This is a genomic window from Pseudomonas sp. PLMAX, assembly GCF_046042685.1.
Lineage (GTDB): Bacteria > Pseudomonadota > Gammaproteobacteria > Pseudomonadales > Pseudomonadaceae > Aquipseudomonas > Aquipseudomonas putida_AE.
In genome coordinates, this window is record NZ_CP064949.1 from 1,900,427 (window position 1) to 1,925,109 (window position 24,683).

At 59.1% G+C, this 24,683-nt stretch carries 20 protein-coding genes; 15 read left to right on the top strand and 5 right to left on the bottom strand.

Annotated elements, in window-relative coordinates; translation table 11 throughout:
• Nucleotides 1–63: 63 nt before the first annotated feature.
• Nucleotides 64–669, bottom strand: a complete 606-nt coding sequence (locus DKB71_RS08785) for a TetR/AcrR family transcriptional regulator (RefSeq protein ID WP_274074890.1) — start codon at nucleotides 667–669, stop codon at nucleotides 64–66.
• A gap of 134 nt (nucleotides 670–803) precedes the next feature.
• Between DKB71_RS08785 and DKB71_RS08790 the strand changes: the two genes are divergently transcribed.
• Nucleotides 804–1,718, top strand: a complete 915-nt coding sequence (locus tag DKB71_RS08790) for a DUF808 domain-containing protein (RefSeq protein WP_408600095.1) — start codon at nucleotides 804–806, stop codon at nucleotides 1,716–1,718.
• A 131-nt stretch (nucleotides 1,719–1,849) separates the two neighbouring features.
• Here DKB71_RS08790 and DKB71_RS08795 read toward each other — a convergent pair whose 3' ends face one another.
• Together DKB71_RS08795 and DKB71_RS08800 are read right to left on the bottom strand one after the other, a co-directional pair.
• Nucleotides 1,850–2,638: a VacJ family lipoprotein gene (locus tag DKB71_RS08795; protein WP_274074892.1), complete on the bottom strand. Its 789-nt coding sequence runs from the start codon at nucleotides 2,636–2,638 to the stop codon at nucleotides 1,850–1,852.
• Nucleotides 2,631–3,929 carry a serine/threonine protein kinase gene (locus tag DKB71_RS08800; protein WP_408600096.1) on the bottom strand — a complete coding sequence of 433 codons (1,299 nt, stop codon included), beginning with the start codon at nucleotides 3,927–3,929 and terminating at the stop codon, nucleotides 2,631–2,633. The genes DKB71_RS08795 and DKB71_RS08800 overlap by 8 nt, the downstream gene beginning before the upstream one ends.
• A 224-nt stretch (nucleotides 3,930–4,153) precedes the next feature.
• Here DKB71_RS08800 and DKB71_RS08805 point away from each other — a divergent pair, with 224 nt between their 5' ends.
• Nucleotides 4,154–4,522 (top strand): hypothetical protein, encoded by a 369-nt coding sequence (locus DKB71_RS08805; protein ID WP_274074894.1) that lies wholly within the window; start codon nucleotides 4,154–4,156, stop codon nucleotides 4,520–4,522.
• 106 nt (nucleotides 4,523–4,628) lie between these two features.
• Here the strand turns inward: DKB71_RS08805 and DKB71_RS08810 are convergent, their stop codons facing one another.
• A complete protein-coding gene (locus DKB71_RS08810) occupies nucleotides 4,629–6,182 on the bottom strand; it encodes a beta (1-6) glucans synthase (protein ID WP_408600097.1) in 1,554 nt (517 codons plus the stop codon).
• 330 nt (nucleotides 6,183–6,512) lie between these two features.
• Between DKB71_RS08810 and DKB71_RS08815 the strand changes: the two genes are divergently transcribed.
• The 3 genes from DKB71_RS08815 to DKB71_RS08825 all read left to right on the top strand — a co-directional run bounded on the left by DKB71_RS08815 (nucleotide 6,513) and on the right by DKB71_RS08825 (nucleotide 9,570).
• Nucleotides 6,513–7,364, top strand: coding sequence for a glycine betaine ABC transporter substrate-binding protein (locus DKB71_RS08815; RefSeq protein WP_323608815.1), 852 nt, complete (start codon nucleotides 6,513–6,515; stop codon nucleotides 7,362–7,364).
• Between the two features lie 239 nt (nucleotides 7,365–7,603).
• Nucleotides 7,604–7,915 carry a DUF485 domain-containing protein gene (locus DKB71_RS08820; protein WP_008061165.1) on the top strand — a complete coding sequence of 104 codons (312 nt, stop codon included), beginning with the start codon at nucleotides 7,604–7,606 and terminating at the stop codon, nucleotides 7,913–7,915.
• Entirely contained in the window at nucleotides 7,912–9,570 is a 1,659-nt protein-coding gene (locus DKB71_RS08825) for a cation acetate symporter (RefSeq protein WP_406591331.1), read from the top strand. Before DKB71_RS08820 ends, DKB71_RS08825 begins: the two co-directional genes overlap by 4 nt.
• A gap of 334 nt (nucleotides 9,571–9,904) precedes the next feature.
• On the opposite strand, the gene gltA is transcribed toward DKB71_RS08825, so the two are convergent.
• Complete coding sequence (gltA, locus tag DKB71_RS08830; RefSeq protein ID WP_007977501.1) at nucleotides 9,905–11,194, bottom strand: citrate synthase; 1,290 nt, start codon at nucleotides 11,192–11,194, stop codon at nucleotides 9,905–9,907.
• A 363-nt stretch (nucleotides 11,195–11,557) separates the two neighbouring features.
• Here gltA and sdhC point away from each other — a divergent pair, with 363 nt between their 5' ends.
• The 10 genes from sdhC (at nucleotide 11,558) to brnQ (ending at nucleotide 24,636) form a co-directional block, all read left to right on the top strand.
• Nucleotides 11,558–11,932, top strand: coding sequence for a succinate dehydrogenase, cytochrome b556 subunit (sdhC, locus tag DKB71_RS08835; protein WP_274074897.1), 375 nt, complete (start codon nucleotides 11,558–11,560; stop codon nucleotides 11,930–11,932).
• Nucleotides 11,926–12,294: a succinate dehydrogenase, hydrophobic membrane anchor protein gene (gene sdhD / locus DKB71_RS08840; RefSeq protein ID WP_008063295.1), complete on the top strand. Its 369-nt coding sequence runs from the start codon at nucleotides 11,926–11,928 to the stop codon at nucleotides 12,292–12,294. Before sdhC ends, sdhD begins: the two co-directional genes overlap by 7 nt.
• Nucleotides 12,295–12,297: 3 nt before the next feature.
• On the top strand, nucleotides 12,298–14,070 hold the full coding sequence (gene sdhA, locus DKB71_RS08845) for a succinate dehydrogenase flavoprotein subunit (RefSeq protein WP_274074898.1): 1,773 nt from the start codon (nucleotides 12,298–12,300) through the stop codon (nucleotides 14,068–14,070).
• Between the two features lie 11 nt (nucleotides 14,071–14,081).
• Nucleotides 14,082–14,786, top strand: coding sequence for a succinate dehydrogenase iron-sulfur subunit (locus tag DKB71_RS08850; protein WP_008063297.1), 705 nt, complete (start codon nucleotides 14,082–14,084; stop codon nucleotides 14,784–14,786).
• A gap of 261 nt (nucleotides 14,787–15,047) precedes the next feature.
• Nucleotides 15,048–17,879, top strand: a complete 2,832-nt coding sequence (locus DKB71_RS08855) for a 2-oxoglutarate dehydrogenase E1 component (protein ID WP_274074899.1) — start codon at nucleotides 15,048–15,050, stop codon at nucleotides 17,877–17,879.
• 42 nt (nucleotides 17,880–17,921) lie between these two features.
• Nucleotides 17,922–19,142, top strand: a complete 1,221-nt coding sequence (odhB, locus tag DKB71_RS08860) for a 2-oxoglutarate dehydrogenase complex dihydrolipoyllysine-residue succinyltransferase (RefSeq protein WP_046819378.1) — start codon at nucleotides 17,922–17,924, stop codon at nucleotides 19,140–19,142.
• A 98-nt stretch (nucleotides 19,143–19,240) separates the two neighbouring features.
• Nucleotides 19,241–20,677: a dihydrolipoyl dehydrogenase gene (lpdA, locus tag DKB71_RS08865; protein ID WP_323627668.1), complete on the top strand. Its 1,437-nt coding sequence runs from the start codon at nucleotides 19,241–19,243 to the stop codon at nucleotides 20,675–20,677.
• A 196-nt stretch (nucleotides 20,678–20,873) separates the two neighbouring features.
• Nucleotides 20,874–22,040 (top strand): ADP-forming succinate--CoA ligase subunit beta, encoded by a 1,167-nt coding sequence (gene sucC / locus DKB71_RS08870; RefSeq protein WP_007919879.1) that lies wholly within the window; start codon nucleotides 20,874–20,876, stop codon nucleotides 22,038–22,040.
• Entirely contained in the window at nucleotides 22,040–22,921 is an 882-nt protein-coding gene (gene sucD, locus DKB71_RS08875; RefSeq protein WP_003223019.1) for a succinate--CoA ligase subunit alpha, read from the top strand. The genes sucC and sucD overlap by 1 nt, the downstream gene beginning before the upstream one ends.
• A 401-nt stretch (nucleotides 22,922–23,322) precedes the next feature.
• On the top strand, nucleotides 23,323–24,636 hold the full coding sequence (brnQ, locus tag DKB71_RS08880) for a branched-chain amino acid transport system II carrier protein (protein ID WP_408600098.1): 1,314 nt from the start codon (nucleotides 23,323–23,325) through the stop codon (nucleotides 24,634–24,636).
• Nucleotides 24,637–24,683: the final 47 nt, after the last annotated feature.

The window sequence follows — 24,683 nt, forward strand, 5'->3', positions numbered from 1 at the left end:
TTGTGTATGACGCTGATCAAATGTGGGAGCGGGCTTGCTCGCGAATGAAGGCGACTCGGTCTATCAGTCCGGCTCACACCCCTTCAACACCAACCGAATGATCGTCTGCGCCGCCGCTTCGTAATCTTCTTCATCCAGCCTGGCCTTGCCGGTGATGGCGGTGATTTGCCAGTCGAAGTCGGCGTAGGTCTGGGTGGCGGCCCAGATGCTGAACATCAGGTGATTGGGGTCGATGGGCGCTATCTGGCCGCGGTCGATCCAGGTCTGGATGCAGTCGATGTTGTGCTTGGCCTGGCCGTTGAGCTGTTCGACCAGGTCGGGGCTCAGGTGCGGGGCGCCGTGCATGATTTCGCTGGCGAATACCTTGGAGGCGAAGGGCAGGTCGCGGGAGATGCGGATTTTCGAGCGAATATAGCCGCTCAGCACTTCACTGGGCACACCGTCCGGGTTGAATGGCGTCGAGGCCTGCAGAATTGGCTCGATGATGCTTTCCAGGACCTCGCGATAGAGGTTTTCCTTGGATTTGAAGTAGTAGTAGACGTTGGGCTTGGGCAATCCCGCCTTGGCTGCGATGTCACTGGTTTTGGTCGCAGCGAAGCCCTTGTCGGCAAATTCTTCACTGGCGGCACGCAGGATCAGTTGTTTGTTGCGCTCGCGGATGGTGCTCATAAACCAGGGGGTTCCTTGCCTGTACTGGCGGTGGCGCATGGTAGCACCGGCCTTCGGCGACGCTCAAGAATGCTCCGTGCGGCGCTCGGCCGCGCTATGCTGCACGGCATTCATTCAAGAAGGAAAGCCGATTCATGGCAGGAAGCAGTTTGCTCGTGCTGATCGACGACATCGCCGCCGTACTGGACGATGTGGCGTTGATGACCAAAATGGCCGCCAAGAAAACCGCCGGCGTGCTCGGCGACGATCTGGCGCTCAACGCCCAGCAGGTCAGCGGTGTGCGCGCTGAGCGGGAAATCCCGGTGGTCTGGGCGGTCGCAAAGGGCTCGTTCGTCAACAAGCTGATCCTGGTGCCGTCGGCATTGGCTATCAGCGCGTTCGTCCCGTGGCTGGTCACGCCGTTACTGATGCTCGGTGGCGCCTACCTGTGTTTCGAAGGGTTTGAAAAGCTCGCCCATAAATTCCTCCACAGCAAGGCTGAAGACCAGGCCGAACATGCCGAACTGGTCGAGGCGGTGGCGGATCCGGCGGTCGATCTGGTGGCGTTCGAAAAGGACAAGATCAAGGGCGCGATCCGCACCGACTTCATTCTGTCGGCGGAAATCATCGCCATCACCCTTGGCGTCGTGGCCGATTCGGCGCTGACCCAGCAAGTCGTCGTGCTCTCGGGTATCGCCATCGTCATGACTGTCGGCGTTTACGGCCTGGTAGCGGGCATCGTCAAGCTCGATGACCTGGGGCTGTGGCTGACCCAGAAGCCGGGGCAGGTGGCCAAAAGCATCGGCGGTGGCATTCTGCGCGCGGCACCGTACATGATGAAAAGCCTGTCGGTGATCGGTACGGCGGCGATGTTCCTGGTCGGTGGCGGCATCCTCACCCACGGCGTTCCGGTGGTGCATCACTGGATCGAAAGTGTCAGCGCAGCCGCCGGCGGTGCCGGATTTATCGTGCCGACGTTACTCAATGCGGTGGCGGGGATTGTGGCGGGTGCGGTGGTGTTGGTTGGGGTTTCTATTGTTGGAAAAGTCTGGAAGACGCTGAAGGGCTAAGACCTGGCAATACGATCAAGTGTGGGAGCGGGCTTGCTCGCGAAGACGGCTGCACATCCAACATTGATGTCGACTGTCATGCACTCTTCGCGAGCAAGCCCGCTCCCACATTTGATTTGTACCCGCCGTTATTACTCGGCGATCTGCAACTTGCGCGACTCGGTGTACACGTAGCGCACCTTCTCGTACTCGAACGGCGAGTTCAGCTGGCCATAGCGGAAGCTGTTCTGATGGCGCTTGTCGATGGCGCGCAGGATCCAGACTTCCGGATGGTTGGAGCTGACTTCGGCAACGTTGAGGAAGTTGATGGCGTTCTCGGCGCTGAAATCGACCACCAAGCCGCCTGTATCACGCAGGTTCGACGGGCCGAGGATCGGCAGTACGAAGTAGGCGCCGCCCGGAACACCATAGAATCCCAGGGTCTGACCGAAGTCTTCATTCTGGCGCGGCAGGCCCATGGCGGTGGCCGGGTCCCACAGGCCGGCGATGCCGATGGTGGTATTGAGCAGTAGCCGTCCGGTGATTTCCATCGAGCGCTGGCCCTTGAACTGCAACAAGCTGTTCATCAGGTTCGGCACGTCGCCAAGGTTGTTGAAGAAGTTGCTGACGCCGGTGCGCAGGAAGCTTGGCGTGATGTAGCGATAGCCGTCGACCACCGGCAGGAACACCCATTGGTCGAACCGGTAGTTGAAGTGGTAAACCCGGCGGTTCCACTCTTCCAGCGGGTCATAGACGTTCAATGCGCTAAGCGTCGAACGTTCGAATTCGCGCTGGTCCAGGCCCGGGTTGAACTTGAGTTTGCTCAGTGGCTCCTTGAAGCCGTCACTGTCGACGACCACCGGTGCGTTGGCCTTGCTGTTGTCGGCATTGGCAGCGCTTGCACAGAGTAACGCGGCGATAAGCAGGAGGTATTTAGCCACGGAAGAACTCCAGCATGGCGTCGCTGTTGACGCGGTAGTTAATGTTGCCGCAGTGGCCGCCCAGCGGGTAAACGGTCAGGCGATCGCCAAACGTCTTGCGCAGGAAACCCAGGTCTCCAGGGCCGAGGATCACATCGTCGGCGTTGTGCATCACGGCGATTTTCGGGCTGTCGTGCAGGTAGTCCTTCAGTGCATACAGGCTCACCTGGTCGATCAGTTGCAGCAGGCTGCCGCCGTCGGTGCGGGCACGCCACATCGGGATCACCTGTTCGGTGATGTAGCAGTCGAAGTCGCACTGCAGCGCACGCTTGAGGTACGGCGTGAGGCTGGTGCCTTCGGTAATGGGGGTTTTCGGCGGAGTGATCAGGCCGCGACGGTTGATCAGGTCCGAGGTGAAGGCGATGTCGGCCGCGGAAAAACGGAAGGAGGTGCCGATCAGCATGGCCATCTGTTCATTGCTCAAGTGCTGCTTGGACTGCTGGAAGTCATAAAGCAGTGCGTCGTTGATATCGACGTAGCCCTTTTGCTGGAAGTAACGGGTCAGTTTGTTCAGCACCAGCTCATAGAAGGTGGTGGTGTTGTTGATGCCCTTGACCTCGGTCTGGACCAGTTTGTCCAGGTTGGTGATCGAGGTGTAGAGATTGACCGGAGGGTTGAGCAGCAGCACTTTCTTGAAGTTGAAGCTGCGGCGGGTTTCGTCCAGGTGCGCGACGAATGCCGCATCCAGTGCACCCAGGCTGTAGCCGGTGAGGTAGTACTCGGTGACCGGCAGTTTCGGGTTTTGCGCCCGCACGGCCTGCATCACCCGGTACATGTCTTCGGCGTCGTCCTTGGTGATGCCGGGCGTGGCAAAACGTGAGGCGGCGCTCATGAAGTCGAAGCTGGTGGGCGACGACAATTGCACCACGTGGTAGCCGGCCTTGTAGTAGAGCTTTTTCAGGTATTCGTTAAGGCTGCTGTCGTAGCGCGCGCCCGTGCCGGCGATCAGGAAGATCAACGGCGCGGCTTTATCCTGGGTGGCAATGCGATAAGTGAGTTTTTTCACTGGCCAGAAGTTGTCCGGCAGTTCGAATGCGCGTTCCGGGCGCAGGGTGACGCTGCGATCGGACTGATCGATGTCCTCATCCAACGGCAGCTCGGGGCGCAGGTCCGGTGGCGTCGTGGCAATGGTCGCCTCGAACGGGTTGGTCAAGGGATAGCCATAACTGGCGGCGTCGATATCGACCGCCAGTGCGGACGCACTCAAGATAAGGCCGCCAAACAGGGCGGCGAAGCGCAAGGAACGGAGCATGACTAGATCCCTTAGAAAAAGGTGCCGAATGAAGTTCGCAGGCTATGACCACTGGATCTGCGCCAAAGTGCCACGCATCGGCACCAAATTGGCCTGAATTCCGAGTAATAGTAGCGTGACGATACACTTTGCAGTGATTGAATGACCAGTTAACAGTTGTTATCCCTTGCTTAAGGCTGTCGGGCGATTAAGCTGGCCGCCGTTTTCGCGTATTGGAGTGCTCCATGTCCCGCCGTTTGCCCGTGATTCTGCTGCTTGTTTTGTTGCCGTTATGGCTGGCCGCCAGCTATGGCGCGCGTTATGGCTTCATGGAAGATGCGCAGTGGGTCGGCATCTGCGTGGACGAGGCCAGCCGCTGGGAATGCCAGGTACGTTCGAACCTGGGCCTGATGATTCACTTCCAGGTGTTGGGCTGGACAGCACTGGCCGCCGCCGTGGTCGGCTTTGTGCTGCCTGGGCGGGCAGGGTGGTGGTTGGCAGTGGCGGCGCTGGTGTTCGGGTTTCCGGCGCTGGCGTTGTACAACACGACAATGGCGGTGTTTGCGGTGGTGATTGCGGGGTTGCGACTGGTCAGGGCGTCCCGTAGCGCCTGATAGATAGCCTTCGCGAGCAAGCCCGCTCCACATTTGATTTGTGAACGACGCAGATCAAATGTGGGAGCGGGCTTGCTCGCGAAGAGGCCGGAGGCGGCGCTGAAGATCAGTCCTTGCGAACCCGCAAACAACGCCACAACGCCGCCACCATCAACCCGCTCACCAGCGCCCAACCCCAGGCCTGCTGGTTTTGCAGCCCTTCACGAAACAGCTGCGGCGCAATGCCGGCGCCGATGATGAAGGTCAGCAGGGCGATCTCCCGGCGCGGCACGCTCACCGGGCGGCACAGGTAAACCAGCGCTGGCAGGATGAAGGCGACGCTCGGGAAACTGCGATAACGCGGGTCGAACACCAGTTCCAGCATCATCACTGCAGCGGCAAATCCTGCCACCGCCAGTATCCAGCCTGCCCGACGCTCAAGCGTATTGAACGCCCAGCCACGCCAACCGATGCGGGGGCTCAGTGTCAGCGCGGCATGGGCCAACACCAACACATTCAAGGCAGTCAGCACGGCGACCCACAACCACTCGCTGGCAAAACGCGTGGTGACCCGTGCCAGATCGCCCCAGGCACCCATCGAGCAAGCGGCCAAGGCGCCCAGCAGTGGCAGCACCAGCGCGGCGCGAGTGCTGCGAACGCGTCCACCGAGAATCAGTGTGCCAAGGAAGATAAACCCGCCAACCACCAGCCACTGCGACCAGTACGGCACGTTCGACACCGGCCCGGCCAGCACACCCTTGTCCTGGCGATCTGCATCGAACAGCCCCCAGTAACCGCCAACCGCACCTTCACTGGCACGTTTCCACGGCTGGTCGAAGGCTTCGATCAGGTTGTAGTGCCAACCTTGCTGCTCGGCCATGGCGACAAAACCACGAATGAACTTGGCTTCGTTAACCCGACTCGGCAGGGCGGTTTCACGCTGGCGGCCTTCGCTCGGCCAGCCGGTTTCGCCGATCATCACGTCCTTGGGTGCGAATTTGTTGCCGAATACCTGGCGTACCTCGGCCACATGCTGCAGCGCGGCGTCGATGTTCGACGGATCATCTTCCCAGTACGGCAGCAAGTGGATGGTCAGGAAATCCACGGCCGGGGCGATCTCCGGGTGCTTGAGCCAGAACTCCCAGACATCGGCGTAGGTGACGGGCTGTTTGACGTGGCTCTTGACCTTGTTGATCAGCTTCAACAGCTGGGTGCCGGTGACTTCCTTGCGCAGCAGGGTTTCGTTGCCGACGATCACCGCGCTGACCACGTCCGCGTTGGCGTTGGCCGAGGCGATCAGCAGGTCGACTTCTTTTTCGGTGTCCACCGGGTTGCTGTTGATCCAGGCGCCGATCATCAGCTTCAACCCATGCTTGCGCGCCAGGTCGGGGAGGGCATCGAGGCCGGTCATGGAGTAGGTGCGGATGCACTGGAAATTTTTGGCCAGCAGCGCGAGATCCGCGTCCATGCGCTCGGGACGAAGGTTGAACGGTACGTCGAACGGCGACTGGTCCTTGTCGAACGGGGTATAGGAGGCGCATTGCAGCTTGTGCGTCGCGCTGACCACGTCCGGCAGGAGCACCGGTTTGCCGAGGCCGTACCAGAAGCCGCCCAAGGCAAACAGCCCCAGCAGGCAAGCGAACAGATAAGCAAAAAAAGGAAAACGGGATGTCGCGGGCATGGTCAGGCCGTCTGGGAGCAAAGCGGCGCATGTTACCTGTATTTGTCCCGTGCTTGGTGCCTTGCATGATTTTGACATGCAAAGTTCGGGCGGATCGGGCGGAACCTGTGCGCTGTCCTAGACTCATGGCGTTCTGATGTCGTTTCTCGATGCCTTGAGGTCGCTGGCAGAGCAGGTCGCCAACAGCGTCAGGTTGATGATCGCATCATCAGTACTCCGCTGATGATCGAACGAGTTTGCGGGTGGGGCGTGATGGGGGCGCTGTGCACCATAACTATACGTTGACGCGACTCGGCATCCGTCGAGCGCAGCACTTTCGGGGAAGTAACGATGAAGATGCGACGACTTTTAGGCGCAGGTGCCGCTCTGGTGCTTGCGATTGGCTCCACATTCGCCAATGCCGAGAACAAGACCCTGACCATCGGTTACGTTGACGGCTGGTCCGACAGCGTCGCGACCACTCACGTGGCCGCTGAAGTGATCAAGCAGAAGCTCAATTATGACGTGAAGCTGCAAGCCGTCGCCACGGGGATCATGTGGCAGGGCGTGGCCACCGGCAAACTCGACGCCATGCTGTCGGCCTGGCTGCCGGTGACCCACGGCGATTACTGGGCCAAGAACAAGGACCAGGTCGTCGACTACGGTCCGAACTTCAAGGACGCCAGGATCGGCTTGATCGTGCCCGAGTACGTCAAGGCCAAGTCGCTTGAAGACCTGAAAACCGATGACAGCTTCAAGAAACGCATCGTCGGCATCGACGCCGGTTCAGGCGTGATGCTCAAGACCGAGCAGGCGATCAAGGACTATGACCTGACCGGCTATCAACTCAAGGCGAGTTCCGGCGCCGGCATGATTGCCGAGCTGACACGTGCCGAGAAAAAGAACGAATCCATTGCCGTGACCGGTTGGGTGCCGCACTGGATGTTCGCCAAGTGGAAACTGCGTTTCCTGGAAGACCCGAAAGGCGTTTACGGCGCGGCTGAAACCGTGAACAGCATCGGCAGCAAAGAGCTGGCGACCAAGGCACCGGAAGTGGCCAAGTTCCTGAAGAACTTCCAGTGGGCGTCGAAAGACGAAATCGGCGAAGTCATGCTGGCCATCCAGGAAGGCGCCAAGCCTGAAGCGGCGGCAAAGGATTGGGTAGCCAAGCATCCGGAGCGCGTGGCTGACTGGACCAAGTAACAGATACCCCGCGGTACCCTGTGGGAGCTAGCCTGCTGGCGATTGCGGTCTGTCAGTTAACTGAAGTGTTGACTGACAGACCGCAATCGCCAGCAGGCTAGCTCCCACTTTTATTCACTAGTGCTTGAGATTGGCGAATACGTCACGTGGTTCTAAGACTAAGGTCGTCTGGAACCTGCCCCGCAGCCGCATAGAGTGGATACCGTTCCAACTAAATCTGTGCTGCGAGGATAAAAACAATGAACGACAGCATTTACCTCTCGATTCAAAACAGCCCGCGCTTCAAGGAGCTGGTTAGCAAGAGGGAACGATTCGCCTGGATTCTATCGGCGATCATGCTAGGGCTTTACTCCGGATTCATCCTTTTGATTGCTTACGGGCCGCATGTACTGGGGGCGAAAATCAGCCCTGAGTCATCGATTACCTGGGGCATCCCGATTGGTGTCGGGCTGATTGTCTCGGCCTTCATCCTGACCGGCATCTACGTACGACGCGCCAACGGCGAATTCGACGACCTGAACAATGCGATTCTCAAGGAGGCTCAGCAATGATCCGGCGTCTAATGGCTCTTTTGAGCATCGCAGCATTCGCACCTGGCGCCTGGGCCGCTGACGCCCTGACCGGCGCCGTGCAGAAGCAACCGCTCAACGTTTCCGCGATCCTGATGTTCATCGCGTTCGTTGGTGCAACCCTGTGCATCACCTACTGGGCGTCAAAGAAAAACAAGTCGGCCTCCGACTACTACGCGGCGGGCGGCAAGATCACCGGTTTCCAGAACGGCCTGGCGATTGCCGGTGACTACATGTCCGCGGCGTCCTTCCTCGGTATTTCCGCGCTGGTGTTCACCTCCGGCTACGACGGCCTGATCTACTCGATCGGCTTCCTGGTGGGCTGGCCGATCATCCTGTTCCTGATCGCCGAGCGCCTGCGTAACCTGGGTAAATACACCTTTGCCGACGTGGCGTCCTATCGCCTTGGGCAAACCCAGATCCGCTCGCTGTCCGCTTGCGGTTCGCTGGTGGTGGTGGCGTTCTACCTGATCGCGCAAATGGTCGGTGCCGGCAAGCTTATCCAGCTGCTGTTCGGTCTCGACTATCACGTTGCCGTGATCCTGGTCGGTATCCTGATGTGCATGTACGTGCTGTTTGGCGGCATGCTGGCGACCACCTGGGTGCAGATCATCAAGGCGGTGTTGCTGCTGTCCGGCGCGTCCTTCATGGCGCTGATGGTGATGAAGCACGTCAACTTCGACTTCAACGCTCTGTTCTCCGAGGCGATCAAGGTTCACCCTAAAGGTGAAGCGATCATGAGCCCGGGCGGCCTGGTGAAAGATCCGATCTCGGCGTTCTCCCTTGGGCTGGCACTGATGTTCGGTACCGCGGGCCTGCCACACATCCTGATGCGCTTCTTCACCGTGAGTGATGCGAAAGAAGCGCGCAAGAGCGTGCTGTACGCAACCGGTTTCATTGGCTACTTCTACATCCTGACCTTCATCATCGGCTTCGGCGCGATCTTGCTGGTCAGCACCAACCCTGCGTTCAAGGATGCGGCTGGCGCGCTGTTGGGCGGTAACAACATGGCGGCGGTGCACCTGGCCAATGCGGTCGGTGGCAGCATCTTCCTGGGCTTCATCTCGGCGGTAGCGTTCGCGACCATCCTGGCAGTGGTTGCCGGCCTGACCCTGGCCGGTGCCTCGGCGGTGTCCCACGACCTGTACGCCAGCGTGATCAAGAAGGGCAAGGCCAACGAGAAGGATGAGATCCGCGTCTCGAAAATCACCACCATCGCCCTGGCGGTGCTGGCGATCGGCCTGGGCATCCTGTTCGAAAGCCAGAACATCGCGTTCATGGTCGGCCTGGCGTTCTCCATCGCGGCGAGCTGCAACTTCCCGGTCCTGCTGCTTTCCATGTACTGGAAGAAGCTGACCACTCGCGGTGCGATGATCGGCGGCTGGCTGGGCCTGGTGAGCGCTGTGGGCTTGATGATCCTTGGCCCGACCATCTGGGTGCAGATCCTGCATCACGAGAAGGCGATCTTCCCGTACGAGTACCCGGCGCTGTTCTCGATGATCATTGCTTTTGTCGGGATCTGGTTCTTCTCGATTACCGACAAGTCGACCGCGGCTGATAACGAGCGGGCGCTGTTCTTCCCGCAGTTTGTTCGTTCGCAGACGGGTTTGGGTGCTAGTGGAGCGGTTTCGCACTAAGAGCAGTTAGAAGCTGCAAGTTGTAAGCTGCAAGCAAATGCCCCGATCGAGAGATCGGGGCATTTTTGTTGGGCGGTTATCGCACTGATAATTGCAGGAGCGAGCCTGCTCGTGAAAGAGCCGGTACATCCAATATCAATGGTGACTGATGCTTCGTCTTCGCGAGCAAGCCCGCTCCCACATTTGGAATGCGTTCCCCTTGTGGGAGCGGGCTTGCTCGCGAAAGCGGTGGGTCAGATCACCGCAAGGTTTCAGGCAGGTGTAAACAAAAACGGCCTCTATATGGATAGAGGCCGTTCCCGGTACAACTCAACACGCTACAGCAAGACTGATCTTACTTGCGGTCTTCCAGCTTGGTGATGTCACGCGACTCGTAGCCGGTGTACAGCTGGCGCGGACGGCCAATCTTGTACGGGCTGGAGAGCATTTCCTTCCAGTGGGAGATCCAGCCGACGGTCCGCGCCAGGGCGAAGATCACGGTGAACATGCTGGTTGGAATGCCGATCGCCTTGAGGATGATCCCCGAGTAGAAGTCGACGTTCGGGTACAGCGAGCGTTCGATGAAGTACGGGTCGGTCAGGGCGATCTCTTCCAGGCGCATGGCCAGTTCGAGTTGCGGATCGTTCTGGATGCCCAGTTCCTTCAACACTTCGTCGCAGGTCTGCTTCATCACGGTGGCGCGTGGGTCGCGGTTTTTGTAAACGCGGTGACCGAAGCCCATCAGCTTGAACGGATCGTTCTTGTCCTTGGCCTTGGCGATGAACTTGTCGATGTTCGAGACATCGCCGATTTCATCGAGCATGGTCAGGACGGCTTCGTTGGCGCCGCCGTGGGCAGGGCCCCACAGTGCAGCGATACCGGCGGCGATACAGGCGAACGGGTTGGCACCCGACGAGCCGGCCAGACGTACGGTAGAGGTCGATGCGTTCTGCTCGTGGTCGGCGTGGAGGATGAAGATCCGGTCCATGGCCTTGGCGAGTACCGGGCTGATCGGTTTGATCTCGCACGGGGTGTTGAACATCATGTGCAGGAAGTTTTCCGCGTACGACAGGTCGTTGCGCGGGTACATCATGGGTTGGCCCATGGAGTACTTGTAAACCATCGCGGCCAGGGTCGGCATCTTGGCAACCAGGCGGATCGCGGAGATTTCGCGATGCTGCGGGTTATTGATGTCGAGGGAGTCGTGGTAGAAGGCCGAGAGGGCGCCGACTACGCCGCACATGACGGCCATCGGGTGAGCGTCGCGACGGAAGCCGTTGAAGAAGGTCTTCAACTGCTCGTGAACCATGGTGTGGTTCTTCACGGTGCTGACGAACTGGGCCTTCTGCTCTGCGGTCGGCAGTTCGCCGTTGAGCAGCAGGTAGCAGGTTTCCAGGTAGTCCGATTTTTCAGCCAGTTGCTCGATCGGGTAGCCGCGATGCAACAAAATGCCGTTGTCACCGTCAATATAGGTGATCTTCGACTCGCAGGAAGCGGTCGACATGAAACCAGGGTCAAAGGTGAAGCGGCCCGTGGCCGTCAGACCCCGAACATCGATAACATCGGGACCAACGGTGCCGGTTAAAATGGGCAGCTCGACGGGGGCTGCGCCCTCGATGATCAACTGCGCTTTTTTGTCAGCCATGTGGCCTCCTATTTATGCTTGAAATCATCAGACAGACCCCCCACGCAGGGCCCGCACCACTATAGTGAGATAAATTCGAATGTCAATTTGCCTAAAGTCTTGCTCCAGAAGGCTTTAACCCTACTTTTTTCTCGAAATTGCCTGCCATTTACGCCTTTTATGTCCGTTGTGCAATCAGCTGTTTGGGTGAGGTCTTTGCGTTGTCATTAGTAGCCTAACTGTCTATACTCGGCAGCCGACCGCCAAGGGCTTTTGGGCTTGCGTTATTGGGGGTCGCCTCCCTGGGTGGTGGTTACCTGACCAGTGCACTCCCCAACAACTTTGCCCTGATTGTTAGGGGCTCTTCAGTGTGAAAAAAAAGCCGTGAAAAGCCAACGACCTGTAAACCTAGACCTAAGGACCATCAAACTCCCAGTCACTGCTTACACGTCCATTCTTCACCGTATCTCCGGTGTCATCCTCTTCGTGTGCCTTGCCATCATGCTTTATGCATTGGACAAGTCGCTGAGCTCCGAGGAAGGCTTCGGTCAGGTGAAAGCGTGTCTGACCAGTCCGCTAGCCAAGCTAGTGATTTGGGGCATCCTGTCCGCCTTGCTGTATCACCTGGTTGCCGGTGTGCGCCATTTGATCATGGACATGGGCATCGGTGAGACGCTGGAAGGCGGCAAACTGGGCTCGAAAATCATTATCGCCGTTTCCGTGGTGGTAATCGTTCTGGCAGGAGTTTGGATATGGTAACTAACGTCACGAACCTCTCGCGTTCGGGCCTCTATGACTGGATGGCGCAACGTGTGTCTGCGGTCGTTCTCGCGGCTTACTTCATTTTCCTGATCGGATACCTCGTGGCGAACCCGGGCCTTGGCTATGACCAATGGCACGCGCTCTTCGCCAACAACTGGATGCGTATTTTCAGCCTGCTGGCCCTTGTTGCTCTGGGCGCTCACGCCTGGGTCGGCATGTGGACCATCGCGACCGACTACCTGACGCCAATGGCGTTCGGCAAGTCCGCGACGGCTATACGTTTCCTCTTCCAGGCAGTATGCGGCGTCGCGATGTTCGCTTACTTCGTCTGGGGTGTGCAGATTCTCTGGGGTATCTGATTCATGGCTAACATTCCAACGATTTCTTTCGACGCCATCATCATTGGTGGTGGCGGTGCCGGCATGCGCGCAGCGCTGCAACTGGCGCAAGGCGGTCACAAGACTGCTGTAATCACCAAGGTTTTCCCAACCCGTTCGCACACTGTATCCGCCCAGGGCGGCATCACCTGCGCCATCGCGTCCGCTGACCCGAACGATGACTGGCGCTGGCACATGTACGATACCGTCAAGGGTTCCGACTACATCGGTGACCAGGACGCTATCGAATACATGTGTCAGGAAGGCCCGGCTGCCGTTTTCGAGCTGGACCACATGGGTCTGCCGTTCTCGCGTACCGAAACCGGCCGTATCTACCAGCGTCCGTTCGGTGGCCAGTCCAAGGACTACGGTAAAGGCGGCCAGGCTGCGCGTACTTGCGCTGCGTCCGACCGTACCGGTCACGCCCTGCTGCACACCCTTTATCAGGGCAACCTGAAAGCCGGTACCACGTTCCTGAACGAGTACTACGCCGTTGACCTGGTGAAGAACGGTCAAGGCGACTTCGTCGGCGTGATCGCCATCTGCATCGAAACCGGCGAAACCACCTACATCCGTGCCAAGGCTACCGTTCTGGCCACCGGCGGTGCAGGTCGTATCTACGCTTCGACCACCAACGCCCTGATCAACACCGGTGACGGCGTTGGCATGGCCCTGCGTGCTGGCGTACCGGTACAAGACATCGAAATGTGGCAGTTCCACCCGACCGGCATCGCCGGCGCCGGTGTACTGGTAACCGAAGGTTGCCGTGGTGAAGGTGGATACCTGATCAACAAGCACGGCGAGCGTTTCATGGAGCGTTATGCTCCGAACGCCAAAGACCTTGCTGGTCGTGACGTTGTTGCCCGTTCGATGGTTAAAGAGATCATCGCCGGTAACGGCTGTGGCCCGAACGGTGACCACGTAATGCTGAAACTCGACCACTTGGGCGAGGAAGTGTTGCACAGCCGTCTGCCAGGCATCTGCGAACTGTCCAAGACTTTCGCTCACGTTGACCCGGTGGTTGCTCCAGTTCCGGTTGTTCCGACCTGCCACTATATGATGGGCGGCGTTGCCACCAACATTCACGGTCAGGCGATCACCCAGGACGCCGACGGCGTAGACACCATCATCCCGGGCCTGTTCGCTGTAGGCGAAGTGGCTTGCGTATCGGTTCACGGTGCCAACCGCCTGGGCGGCAACTCGCTGCTCGACCTGGTGGTCTTCGGCCGTGCTGCCGGCCTGCACCTGGAAAAGGCGCTGACCGACGGTATCGAATACGACGACGCTACCGACGCCGACATCAATGCGGCCCTGGCGCGTCTGTCCGCCCTGAACGAGCGTACCGATGGCGAAGACGTGGCAACCCTGCGTCGCGAGCTGCAGAACTGCATGCAGAACTACTTCGGTGTATTCCGTACCGGCGAATACATGCAGAAGGGTATTGCCCAGCTGGCTGATCTGCGCAAGCGCATCGCCAACGTGAAGATCAACGACAAGTCGCAGGCGTTCAACACTGCGCGTATCGAAGCTCTGGAACTGCAGAACCTGCTGGAAGTGGCTGAAGCTACCGCGATCGCTGCCGAAGTGCGTAAAGAGTCCCGCGGCGCTCACGCCCGTGAAGACTTCGAAGACCGTGACGACGAAAACTGGCTGTGCCACACCCTGTACTTCCCGGGTGAGAAGCGCGTTGCCAAGCGTGCCGTGAACTTCTCGCCGAAGACGGTTCCGACTTTTGAACCTAAGATTCGGACTTATTAAGGGTGGCCGCCATGTTGCAAGTCAGTGTTTATCGTTACAACCCTGATCAGGACGCTGCGCCGTTCATGCAGGAATTCCAGGTTGATACCGGTGGTAAAGACCTGATGGTGCTGGACGTGCTGGCCCTGATCAAAGAGCAGGACGAAGGTTTCTCCTATCGTCGCTCTTGCCGTGAAGGTGTTTGCGGTTCCGACGGCATGAACATCAACGGTAAGAACGGCCTGGCGTGCGTCACGCCGCTGTCTGCCGTTGTAAAAGGTAACAAGTTGATCGTTCGTCCTCTGCCAGGTTTGCCGGTAATCCGTGACCTGGTCGTCGATATGAGCATCTTCTACAAGCAATACGAGAAGGTTAAGCCTTACCTGCAGAACGACACGCCGGCTCCGGCCATCGAGCGTCTGCAGTCCCCTGAAGAGCGTGAAAAGCTCGACGGTCTGTACGAGTGCATCCTGTGCGCCTGCTGCTCGACCTCGTGCCCGTCCTTCTGGTGGAACCCGGACAAGTTCCTGGGTCCAGCTGCCCTGCTGCAAGCGTACCGCTTCCTGGCAGACAGCCGTGACACCAAGACGTCCGAGCGTCTGGCTTCGCTGGATGACCCGTTCAGCGTATTCCGCTGCCGCGGGATCATGAACTGCGTCAACGTATGTCCGAAAGGCCTGAACCCGACTAAGGCCATCGGTCACATCCGTAACATGCTGCTCTCGAGCGGCGTGTGATTCAGCTGTAGTACCCGCTAGACCGTTGTACCCGTGGATGCTGCGGCGCAGGCTTCAACCGGCGCCGTAGTTTTAACCTGAGCAGCAGCCTATAAGGCTGCGGCTCTTATTTTGAAGAAATGAGACAAGCAGGGGCATCCGGGCTGGTACCCGGACTATCAGTGTGATCCTAGTGGCTTGTTTTGGTCGCTGCATTCGGACTTCTGCAAGTTTGCTCGGTGTCGACACCGGTGGTGTTCCCCTAACCGAGGGTGACCAAGCATGCAAGAAAGCGTGATGCAGCGCATGTGGAACAGCGCCTACCTATCCGGTAGTAACGCTGCCTATGTGGAAGAGCTCTACGAGCTCTACCTGCACGACCCTAACGCTGTGCCAGAAGAGTGGCGCACCTACTTCCAGAAGTTGCCTGCTGACGGCAACTCTGCCACCGATGTTTCGCACTCCACAATTCGCGATCATTTCGTCTTGCTGGCAAAGAACCAGCGCCGCGCCCAACCGGTTTCCGCCGGCAGCGTGAGCAGTGAGCACGAGAAGAAGCAAGTTGAAGTGCTGCGATTGATCCAGGCCTACCGTATGCGTGGCCACCAGGCAGCCCAGCTTGACCCGCTGGGGCTGTGGCAGCGTCCTGCACCTGCAGACCTGTCGATCAATCATTACGGCTTGACCAATGCCGATCTTGATACGACCTTCCGTGCCGGCGACCTGTTCATCGGCAAAGAGGAAGCGAGCCTACGCGAAATTCACGAAGCGTTGCAGCAGACATATTGCCGCACCATCGGCGCTGAGTTCACGCACATCACCGATTCCGAGCAGCGCCAGTGGTTCCAGCAGCGTCTGGAAAGCGTGCGTGGCCGTCCGACGTACTCCGCCGACATCAAGAGCCACCTGCTCGAGCGCGTGACCGCCGGTGAAGGCCTGGAAAAATACCTGGGCACCAAATACCCGGGTACCAAGCGTTTCGGCCTGGAAGGCGGTGAGAGCCTGATTCCGATGCTCGACGAGCTGATCCAGCGTTCCGGTTCCTACGGCACCAAGGAAATCGTCATCGGCATGGCCCACCGTGGCCGTTTGAACGTGCTGGTCAACACCTTCGGCAAGAACCCGCGCGAGCTGTTCGACGAGTTCGAAGGCAAGAAGAAGGTCGAGCTGGGTTCCGGTGACGTTAAATACCACCAGGGCTTCTCGTCCAACGTAATGACCACCGGCGGTGAAGTTCACCTGGCCATGGCGTTCAACCCGTCCCACCTGGAAATCGTTTCCCCGGTGGTCGAGGGTTCGGTTCGCGCCCGTCAGGATCGTCGTAACGACGTGACCGGTGAGAAGGTCCTGCCGATCTCCATCCACGGTGACGCGGCATTCGCTGGTCAAGGCGTGGTGATGGAAACCTTCCAGATGTCGCAGACCCGCGGTTTCAAGACCGGCGGTACCGTGCACATCGTGATCAACAACCAGGTTGGTTTCACCATCAGCAACCCGCTGGACTCGCGTTCCACCGAGTACGCCACCGACGTTGCGAAAATGATCCAGGCGCCGATCCTCCATGTGAATGGCGATGATCCGGAAGCCGTGTTGTTCGTGACCCAGCTGGCCATCGACTACCGCATGCAGTTCAAGCGTGACGTGGTGATCGACCTGGTCTGCTACCGTCGTCGCGGCCACAACGAGGCCGACGAGCCAAGCGGCACCCAGCCGATCATGTACCAGCAGATCACCAAGCAGCGCACCACCCGAGAGCTGTATGCCGATCGCCTGACCCAGGCCGGTGTACTCGACGCGGAGCGTGTTCAGGCCAAGGTCGACGAATACCGCAACGCGCTGGACAACGGTCTGCACGTAGTGAAAAGCCTGGTCAAGGAGCCGAACAAGGAGTTGTTCGTGGACTGGCGTCCGTATCTGGGCCACGCCTGGACCGCGCGTCACGACACTCGCTTCGACCTCAAGACCTTGCAGGAACTGTCCGCCAAGCTGCTGGAAATCCCGGAAGGCTTCGTGGTTCAGCGCCAGGTTGCGAAGATCTACGAAGACCGTCAGAAGATGCAAGCCGGCGGCCTGCCGATCAACTGGGGTTACGCCGAAACCATGGCGTACGCGACCCTGGCGTTCGAAGGTCACCCGATCCGCATGACTGGCCAGGACATCGGCCGCGGTACGTTCTCGCACCGTCATGCCGTGTTGCACAACCAGAAGGACGCGGGCACCTACGTCCCGCTGCAGAACCTGTACGACGGTCAGCCACGTTTCGACCTGTACGACTCGTTCCTGTCCGAAGAAGCGGTGCTGGCGTTCGAGTACGGTTACTCGACCACCACGCCAAATGCCCTGGTCATCTGGGAAGCCCAGTTCGGCGACTTCGCCAACGGCGCCCAGGTCGTTATCGACCAGTTCATCACCAGTGGCGAGCACAAGTGGGGCCGTCTGTGCGGTCTGACCATGCTGCTGCCGCACGGTTATGAAGGTCAGGGGCCGGAGCACTCCTCGGCTCGTCTGGAGCGTTACCTGCAGCTGTGCGCCGAGCACAACATCCAGGTGTGCATGCCGACGACGCCGGCACAGATCTACCACTTGCTGCGCCGTCAGGTGATTCGCCCGCTGCGCAAACCACTGGTAGTCCTGACTCCGAAGTCGCTGTTGCGCCACAAGCTGGCCATCTCGACCCTGGAAGATCTGGCCGAAGGTTCCTTCCAGACCGTTATCCCGGAAATCGATGCCCAAGACCCGAAAAAGGTCGAGCGCGTTGTCCTGTGTAGCGGCAAGGTCTACTACGACCTGCTGGAAAAACGTCGTGCCGAAGGCCGTGACGATATCGCCATCGTGCGTATCGAGCAGCTGTACCCATTCCCTGAGGACGACTTGAAAGAAGTCCTGGCTCCTTACACCAACGTCAAAGCTGCCGTCTGGTGCCAGGAAGAGCCGATGAACCAGGGGGCGTGGTACTGCAGCCAACACCACATGCGTCGCAGCATCAGCAACCTCAACAAGTCTCTCGTACTCGAGTACGCGGGCCGTGAGGCTTCTGCTGCACCGGCATGCGGTTACGCATCGATGCACGCTGAGCAGCAGGAAAAACTGCTGCAAGACGCCTTTACTGTTTAACGCCTTCGCGCACCTGAAACCGAATTTAAGGACCCACAGATAATGGCTATCGAAATCAAAGCCCCCACTTTCCCGGAATCGGTTGCCGATGGCACCGTTGCCACCTGGCACAAACAACCGGGCGACGCGGTCAAGCGCGACGAACTGATCGTCGACATCGAAACCGATAAAGTCGTACTGGAAGTGTTGGCGACTGCTGACGGCGTGCTGGGCGCTATCGTCAAGAACGAAGGCGACACCGTTCTGTCCGACGAAGTCCTGGGCTCCATCGAAGCGGGCGGCGCTGCTGCCGCTCCAGCCGCTGCTGCTCCGGCCGCCGCTGCTCAAGCTGCTGCTCCTGCCGCTGAAGGCGAAGACGATCCTGTTGCTGCACCGGCTGCGCGCAAGCTGGCTGAAGAAAACGGCATCAACATCGCTTCCGTTGCCGGCACCGGCAAAGGCGGTCGTGTGACCAAGGAAGACGTGGTTGCAGCCGTTGCTGCCAAGAAAGCCGCTCCGGCTGCCGCGCCTGCCAAGGCTGCCGCACCTGCTGCCGCTGCTCCTGTGTTCGCTGCAGGCGATCGCATCGAGAAGCGCGTGCCGATGACCCGCGTTCGCGCTACCGTGGCCAAGCGCCTGGTAGAAGCTCAATCGAACATGGCGATGCTGACCACTTTCAACGAAGTCGACATGACCGAAGTCATGGCCCTGCGTTCGAAGTACAAGGATCTGTTCGAGAAGTCCCACAACGGCGTACGCCTGGGCTTCATGTCGTTCTTCGTGAAAGCAGCTACCGAAGCACTGAAGCGCTTCCCGGCTGTCAACGCGTCGATCGACGGCGGCGACATCGTTTACCACGGCTACGCTGACGTCGGCGTTGCAGTTTCCAGCGATCGCGGCCTGGTTGTACCGGTTCTGCGTAACGCCGAACTGATGAGCCTGGCTGAAATCGAAGGCGGCATCGCCACTTTCGGCAAGAAAGCCCGCGACGGCAAACTGTCGATGGACGAAATGACCGGTGGTACCTTCACCATCACCAACGGCGGTACCTTCGGTTCGATGATGTCGACCCCGATCGTCAACCCGCCACAAGCCGCCATCCTGGGCATGCACAACATCATCCAGCGTCCTATGGCCATCAACGGCCAGGTCGTGATTCGTCCGATGATGTACCTGGCACTGTCCTACGATCACCGTCTGATCGATGGCAAAGAAGCTGTGACTTTCCTGGTGACCATCAAGAACCTGCTGGAAGATCCGGCTCGTCTGTTGCTGGATATCTGATAGAAGCGGCCATGAGCTGCAAGCCCGAGCTGTCGGAAAACCCGCAGCTTGGCTTGCAGCTTGCGGCTTGAAGCTTTTCGCTAAAGAGGATTTTTTGAATGTCGCAGAAATTTGACGTAGTAGTGATCGGCGCGGGCCCTGGCGGCTACGTGGCTGCCATCAAGGCCGCCCAACTGGGTCTTTCGACCGCCTGCATCGAGAAGTACACCGACAAGGAAGGCAAACTGGCTCTAGGCGGTACTTGCCTGAACGTCGGCTGCATTCCCTCCAAGGCGCTGCTGGACAGCTCCTGGAAATACAAGGAAGCCAAAGAAGGCTTCGCGATCCACGGTATCAATCACGCTGGCGTGACCATGGACGTGGGTGCAATGGTTGGCCGTAAAGCCACCATCGTCAAAGGCCTGACCTCTGGCGTTGCGACCCTGTTCAAAGCCAACGGTGTGACCTCCATCGAGGGTCACGGCAAGCTGCTGGCCGGCAAGAAAGTCGAAGTCACCAAGCCGGACGGTTCGGTAGAAATCATCGAAGCCGAAAACGTCATCCTGGCTCCAGGTTCGCGTCCGATCGACATTCCACCGGCTCCGGTTGACCAGAATGTGATCGTCGATTCGACTGGCGCCCTGGAATTCCAATCCGTGCCTAAGCGTCTGGGCGTGATCGGCGCTGGCGTGATCGGTCTGGAACTGGGTTCGGTCTGGTCGCGTCTGGGCGCGGAAGTGACTGTCCTGGAAGCCCTGGACACCTTCCTGATGGCCGCTGACGCCGCTGTTTCCAAGGAAGCGCTGAAAACCCTGACCAAGCAGGGCCTGGACATCAAGCTGGGCGCTCGCGTGACCGGCTCCAAAGTGAATGGCGACGAAGTCGTTGTGAACTACACCGATGCCAAGGGCGAACAGACCATCACGTTCGACAAGCTGATCGTAGCCGTTGGTCGCCGTCCGGTGACCACTGATCTGTTGGCTGCCGACTGCGGCGTGACCCTGGACGAGCGCGGTTTCGTGCACGTCGACGATCACTGCGCCACCACTGTACCGGGCGTCTACGCCATTGGTGACGTGGTTCGCGGCATGATGCTGGCGCACAAGGCGTCCGAAGAAGGCATCATGGTTGTCGAGCGCATCAAGGGCCACAAGGCCCAGATGAACTATGATTTGATCCCTTCGGTTATTTATACTCACCCGGAAATCGCGTGGGTAGGTAAAACCGAGCAGGCCTTGAAAGCTGAAGGCGTTGAAGTTAACGTCGGCACCTTCCCGTTTGCAGCCTCCGGCCGTGCCATGGCTGCCAACGACACCGGTGGTTTCGTCAAGGTCATCGCAGATGCCAAGACAGACCGCGTGCTGGGCGTCCACGTGATTGGCCCAAGCGCTGCAGAACTGGTTCAGCAGGGCGCGATCGGTATGGAATTCGGCACCAGCGCTGAAGACCTGGGCATGATGGTTTTCTCCCATCCGACCCTGTCTGAAGCCTTGCACGAAGCTGCTCTGGCAGTGAATGGCGGCGCCATCCACATCGCCAACCGCAAGAAGCGTTAAGACAATAAGAAACCACGGCGGTTTGGCCCGTCGTGAGCCTTGCATGCAAGACTCACCGCGGAATATCCGCTGGACGCAGTCTTGCGTAGCTGCACCGGTTGTCCGGAAAGGCTACGCAAGCAGCAGTCACAGGTGGTGCGGCACTTGAACAAGTGCAGCACCGAATGCGCAGTACCTAACGAAGACGGTAATAAGCATGAATCTTCACGAGTATCAGGGTAAGCAGCTGTTCGCTGAGTACGGCCTGCCAGTTTCCACTGGTTACGCAGTAGACACCCCAGAAGCAGCAGCAGAAGCTTGCGACAAAATCGGCGGCAGCGAGTGGGTTGTCAAAGCCCAGGTCCACGCCGGTGGTCGCGGTAAAGCGGGCGGCGTAAAGCTGGTTCGCAGCAAAGAAGACGCCAAGGCCTTCGCACAGCAGTGGCTGGGCAAGCGTCTGGTGACTTACCAGACTGACGCCAATGGCCAGCCAGTCACCAAGATCCTGGTTGAATCGTGCACTGATATCGCTAAAGAGCTGTACCTGGGCGCTGTCGTTGACCGTTCGAGTCGTCGTATCGTGTTCATGGCTTCCACCGAAGGTGGCGTGGACATCGAGAAAATCGCTCACGACACTCCAGAAAAAATTCTGAAGGCCACTATCGATCCACTGGTTGGCGCTCAGCCATTCCAGGGTCGCGAGCTGGCATTCCAGTTGGGTCTGGAAGGCAAGCAAGTTGCCCAGTTCGCCAAGATCTTCGTAGGTCTGGCCAAACTGTTCAAGGATCACGACCTGGCCCTGCTGGAAGTGAACCCGCTGGTGATCAAGGCTGACGGCGATCTGCACTGCCTGGACGCCAAGATCAACATCGACGCCAACGCCATGTACCGTCAGCCTAAGCTGAAGACTTTCCACGATCCGTCGCAAGACGATCCGCGCGAAGCGCACGCTGCCAAGTTCGAACTGAACTACGTAGCGCTGGAAGGCAACATCGGTTGCATGGTCAACGGTGCTGGCCTGGCCATGGGTACCATGGACATCGTCAACCTGCATGGCGGCAAGCCAGCCAACTTCCTCGACGTGGGCGGCGGTGCTACCAAGGAACGCGTAACTGAAGCGTTCAAGATCATCCTGTCCGACACCAACGTCGCTGCAGTACTGGTCAACATCTTCGGCGGCATCGTTCGTTGCGACATGATTGCCGAAGGCATCATCGGCGCTGTGAAAGAAGTCGGCGTGAAAATCCCGGTTGTTGTTCGCCTTGAAGGCAACAACGCTGAGCTGGGCGCTAAAGTACTGGCAGAAAGCGGTTTGAACATCATCGCTGCTACCAGCCTGACCGACGCTGCTCAACAAGTTGTCAAAGCTGCGGAGGGCAAATAATGAGCGTCCTGATCAATAAAGACACCAAAGTTATCTGCCAGGGTATTACCGGTTCGCAAGGTAGTTTCCACACCCAGCAAGCCATCGAATACGGCACCAAGATGGTGGGTGGCGTAACTCCGGGCAAAGGCGGCACCGAGCACCTGGGCCTGCCAGTGTTCAACACCGTGAAAGACGCTGTAGCTGCCACTGGCGCCACCGCCAGCGTGATCTACGTTCCAGCTCCTTTCTGCAAAGACTCGATCCTGGAAGCTGCTTTCGGCGGCATCAAGCTGATCGTCTGCATCACCGAAGGCATTCCTACCCTGGACATGCTGGACGCTAAAGTTAAGTGCGACGAACTGGGTGTTACCCTGATCGGCCCTAACTGCCCAGGCGTGATCACCCCAGGCGAATGCAAGATCGGCATCATGCCAGGTCACATTCACTTGCCAGGCAAGGTCGGTATCGTTTCCCGTTCCGGCACCCTGACCTACGAAGCTGTGAAGCAGACTACTGACGCCGGTTTCGGTCAGTCGACTTGCGTCGGCATCGGTGGTGACCCGATCCCGGGTTCGAACTTCATCGACATCCTGAAGCTGTTCCAGGAAGACCCGAAGACCGAAGCGATCGTAATGATCGGTGAGATCGGCGGTTCGGCTGAAGAAGAAGCGGCTGCCTACATCAAGGCACACGTGACCAAGCCGGTTGTTTCCTACATCGCTGGTGTGACTGCTCCTCCGGGCAAGCGCATGGGCCATGCTGGTGCAATCATCTCTGGCGGCAAAGGCACTGCAGACGAGAAATTCGCTGCTCTGCAAGACGCAGGCGTTAAAACCGTGCGTTCGCTGGCAGACATCGGCAAGGCCCTGGCCGAGCTGACTGGTTGGGCTGTCAAGTAAGCCTCGCGCTTAGCTGACGCTTCACCAAACAAAGGCCACCTTCGGGTGGCCTTTGTCGTTTCCGGGGTTTGTGTCGGCTGTGCTGGCCCCTTCGCGAGCAAGCCCGCTCCCACAGTTGACCGCGTTCCAATGTGGGAGCGGGCTTGCTCGCGATGACGGACTTACAGGCGACAACCATTTACATGCATAAATGCGACACGGAAATGTCGTGTATCGGATAGTCCGCCCTCTAACAGTGCGTTTACCGCCCAAATTCGTTAGGATACGCGCCATTTTTGCGTCCGCGTCCCACAAGGCTGCAACGCGCTAAAAGGGTTGGTCCCATACGGACCGACAGCATTTCCCTCACCCATAGGGAAATCCCTCTCTAAATTCCGATTCAGTAGTGTGGTATTTCCTTAATGAAAGTGTTGAAAGGCCAGGACATCCTGGCACTTGGTTTTATGACGTTTGCCCTGTTCGTCGGGGCTGGCAACATCATCTTCCCGCCTATCGTCGGTTTGCAGTCCGGGCCTCACGTCTGGATGGCGGCGCTGGGCTTCCTGATCACCGCGGTCGGCCTGCCCGTGGTCACCGTCGTCGCCCTGGCCAAGGTCGGTGGCGCCATGGATGCCCTGAGCAGCCCGATCGGCAAGATCGCCGGTGGCCTGCTCGCGGCGGCCTGCTACCTGGCTGTCGGCCCGCTGTTCGCCACGCCGCGTACCGCGACCGTGTCGTTCGAAGTCGGCCTGGCACCCCTGACCGGCGAAAGCCCGCTGGCGCTGTTCCTCTACAGTTCCGTGTACTTCCTGGTGGTGTTCTTCATCTCGCTGTACCCGGGTCGTCTGCTCGATACCGTAGGGCGCTTCCTCGCGCCGCTGAAGATCATCGCCCTGGCCGCGCTCGGCATTGCCGCGTTCGCGTTGCCGGCGGGTGACATTGGCCATGCAACGCCGGAATACGTGGCGGCGCCGTTCTCCCAGGGCTTCATCAATGGTTACCTGACCATGGATACCCTCGGTGCACTGGTGTTCGGCATCGTCATCGTCAACGCCATCCGCTCGCGCGGCGTCGAGTCGCCGGCGTTGATCACCCGTTACGCGATCATTGCCGGCCTGATTGCCGGCGTGGGCCTGGCGCTGGTCTACATCAGCCTGTTCCGCCTGGGTTCGGGTAGCCATGAAGTCGCTGCTGGTGCCACCAATGGCGCGGCCGTGTTGCACGCCTACGTGCAGCACACCTTCGGCTCCCTGGGCAGCGGTTTCCTCGCCGTCCTGATCTCTCTGGCCTGCCTGGTCACGGCGGTCGGCCTGACCTGTGCCTGCGCCGAGTACTTCAGCCGGGTGCTGCCACTGTCCTACAAGACGCTGGTGATCATCCTCGCGGCGTTCTCCCTGCTGGTGTCCAACCTGGGCCTGACCAAGCTGATCGCGTTCTCGATCCCGGTACTGACCGCGATCTACCCGCCGTGCATCGCCCTGGTGGCCCTGAGCTTCTGCAAGGACTTCTGGCATGAACAAGGCCGCATCGTCGGTCCGGTGATGCTGGTGTCGTTCATCTTCGGCCTGATCGACGCCCTCAAGGGCGCCGGCATGGCGGACTGGATGCCGACCCAACTGTCGCACCTGCCGCTCAGCGAGCAAGGCCTGGCGTGGCTGGTGCCGTCGGTGATGACCCTGGTGGTTGCGGTGGTTTGCGACCGTCTGCTGGGCAAGCGCGAAGAAGCGCTGGCTTAAGCGTTGCCGGCCCTCCACGAGCGGGCTTGCAGGCAAAAACAGAAATG

Excerpts from the sequence above, each read along its gene's own strand:
- lpdA (WP_323627668.1), top strand. The coding sequence starts at position 19,241 with ATGTCGCAGAAATTTGACGTAGTAGTGATCGGCGCGGGCCCTGGCGGC.
- DKB71_RS08855 (WP_274074899.1), top strand. The coding sequence starts at position 15,048 with ATGCAAGAAAGCGTGATGCAGCGCATGTGGAACAGCGCCTACCTATCC.
- DKB71_RS08800 (WP_408600096.1), bottom strand. The coding sequence starts at position 3,929 with ATGCTCCGTTCCTTGCGCTTCGCCGCCCTGTTTGGCGGCCTTATCTTG.
- sucC (WP_007919879.1), top strand. The coding sequence starts at position 20,874 with ATGAATCTTCACGAGTATCAGGGTAAGCAGCTGTTCGCTGAGTACGGC.
- odhB (WP_046819378.1), top strand. The coding sequence starts at position 17,922 with ATGGCTATCGAAATCAAAGCCCCCACTTTCCCGGAATCGGTTGCCGAT.
- DKB71_RS08810 (WP_408600097.1), bottom strand. The coding sequence starts at position 6,182 with ATGCCCGCGACATCCCGTTTTCCTTTTTTTGCTTATCTGTTCGCTTGC.
- DKB71_RS08785 (WP_274074890.1), bottom strand. The coding sequence starts at position 669 with ATGAGCACCATCCGCGAGCGCAACAAACAACTGATCCTGCGTGCCGCC.
- DKB71_RS08825 (WP_406591331.1), top strand. The coding sequence starts at position 7,912 with ATGATCCGGCGTCTAATGGCTCTTTTGAGCATCGCAGCATTCGCACCT.
- DKB71_RS08820 (WP_008061165.1), top strand. The coding sequence starts at position 7,604 with ATGAACGACAGCATTTACCTCTCGATTCAAAACAGCCCGCGCTTCAAG.
- DKB71_RS08790 (WP_408600095.1), top strand. The coding sequence starts at position 804 with ATGGCAGGAAGCAGTTTGCTCGTGCTGATCGACGACATCGCCGCCGTA.
- DKB71_RS08850 (WP_008063297.1), top strand. The coding sequence starts at position 14,082 with ATGTTGCAAGTCAGTGTTTATCGTTACAACCCTGATCAGGACGCTGCG.
- sucD (WP_003223019.1), top strand. The coding sequence starts at position 22,040 with ATGAGCGTCCTGATCAATAAAGACACCAAAGTTATCTGCCAGGGTATT.
- gltA (WP_007977501.1), bottom strand. The coding sequence starts at position 11,194 with ATGGCTGACAAAAAAGCGCAGTTGATCATCGAGGGCGCAGCCCCCGTC.
- sdhA (WP_274074898.1), top strand. The coding sequence starts at position 12,298 with ATGGCTAACATTCCAACGATTTCTTTCGACGCCATCATCATTGGTGGT.
- DKB71_RS08815 (WP_323608815.1), top strand. The coding sequence starts at position 6,513 with ATGAAGATGCGACGACTTTTAGGCGCAGGTGCCGCTCTGGTGCTTGCG.
- sdhD (WP_008063295.1), top strand. The coding sequence starts at position 11,926 with ATGGTAACTAACGTCACGAACCTCTCGCGTTCGGGCCTCTATGACTGG.
- brnQ (WP_408600098.1), top strand. The coding sequence starts at position 23,323 with ATGAAAGTGTTGAAAGGCCAGGACATCCTGGCACTTGGTTTTATGACG.
- DKB71_RS08805 (WP_274074894.1), top strand. The coding sequence starts at position 4,154 with ATGTCCCGCCGTTTGCCCGTGATTCTGCTGCTTGTTTTGTTGCCGTTA.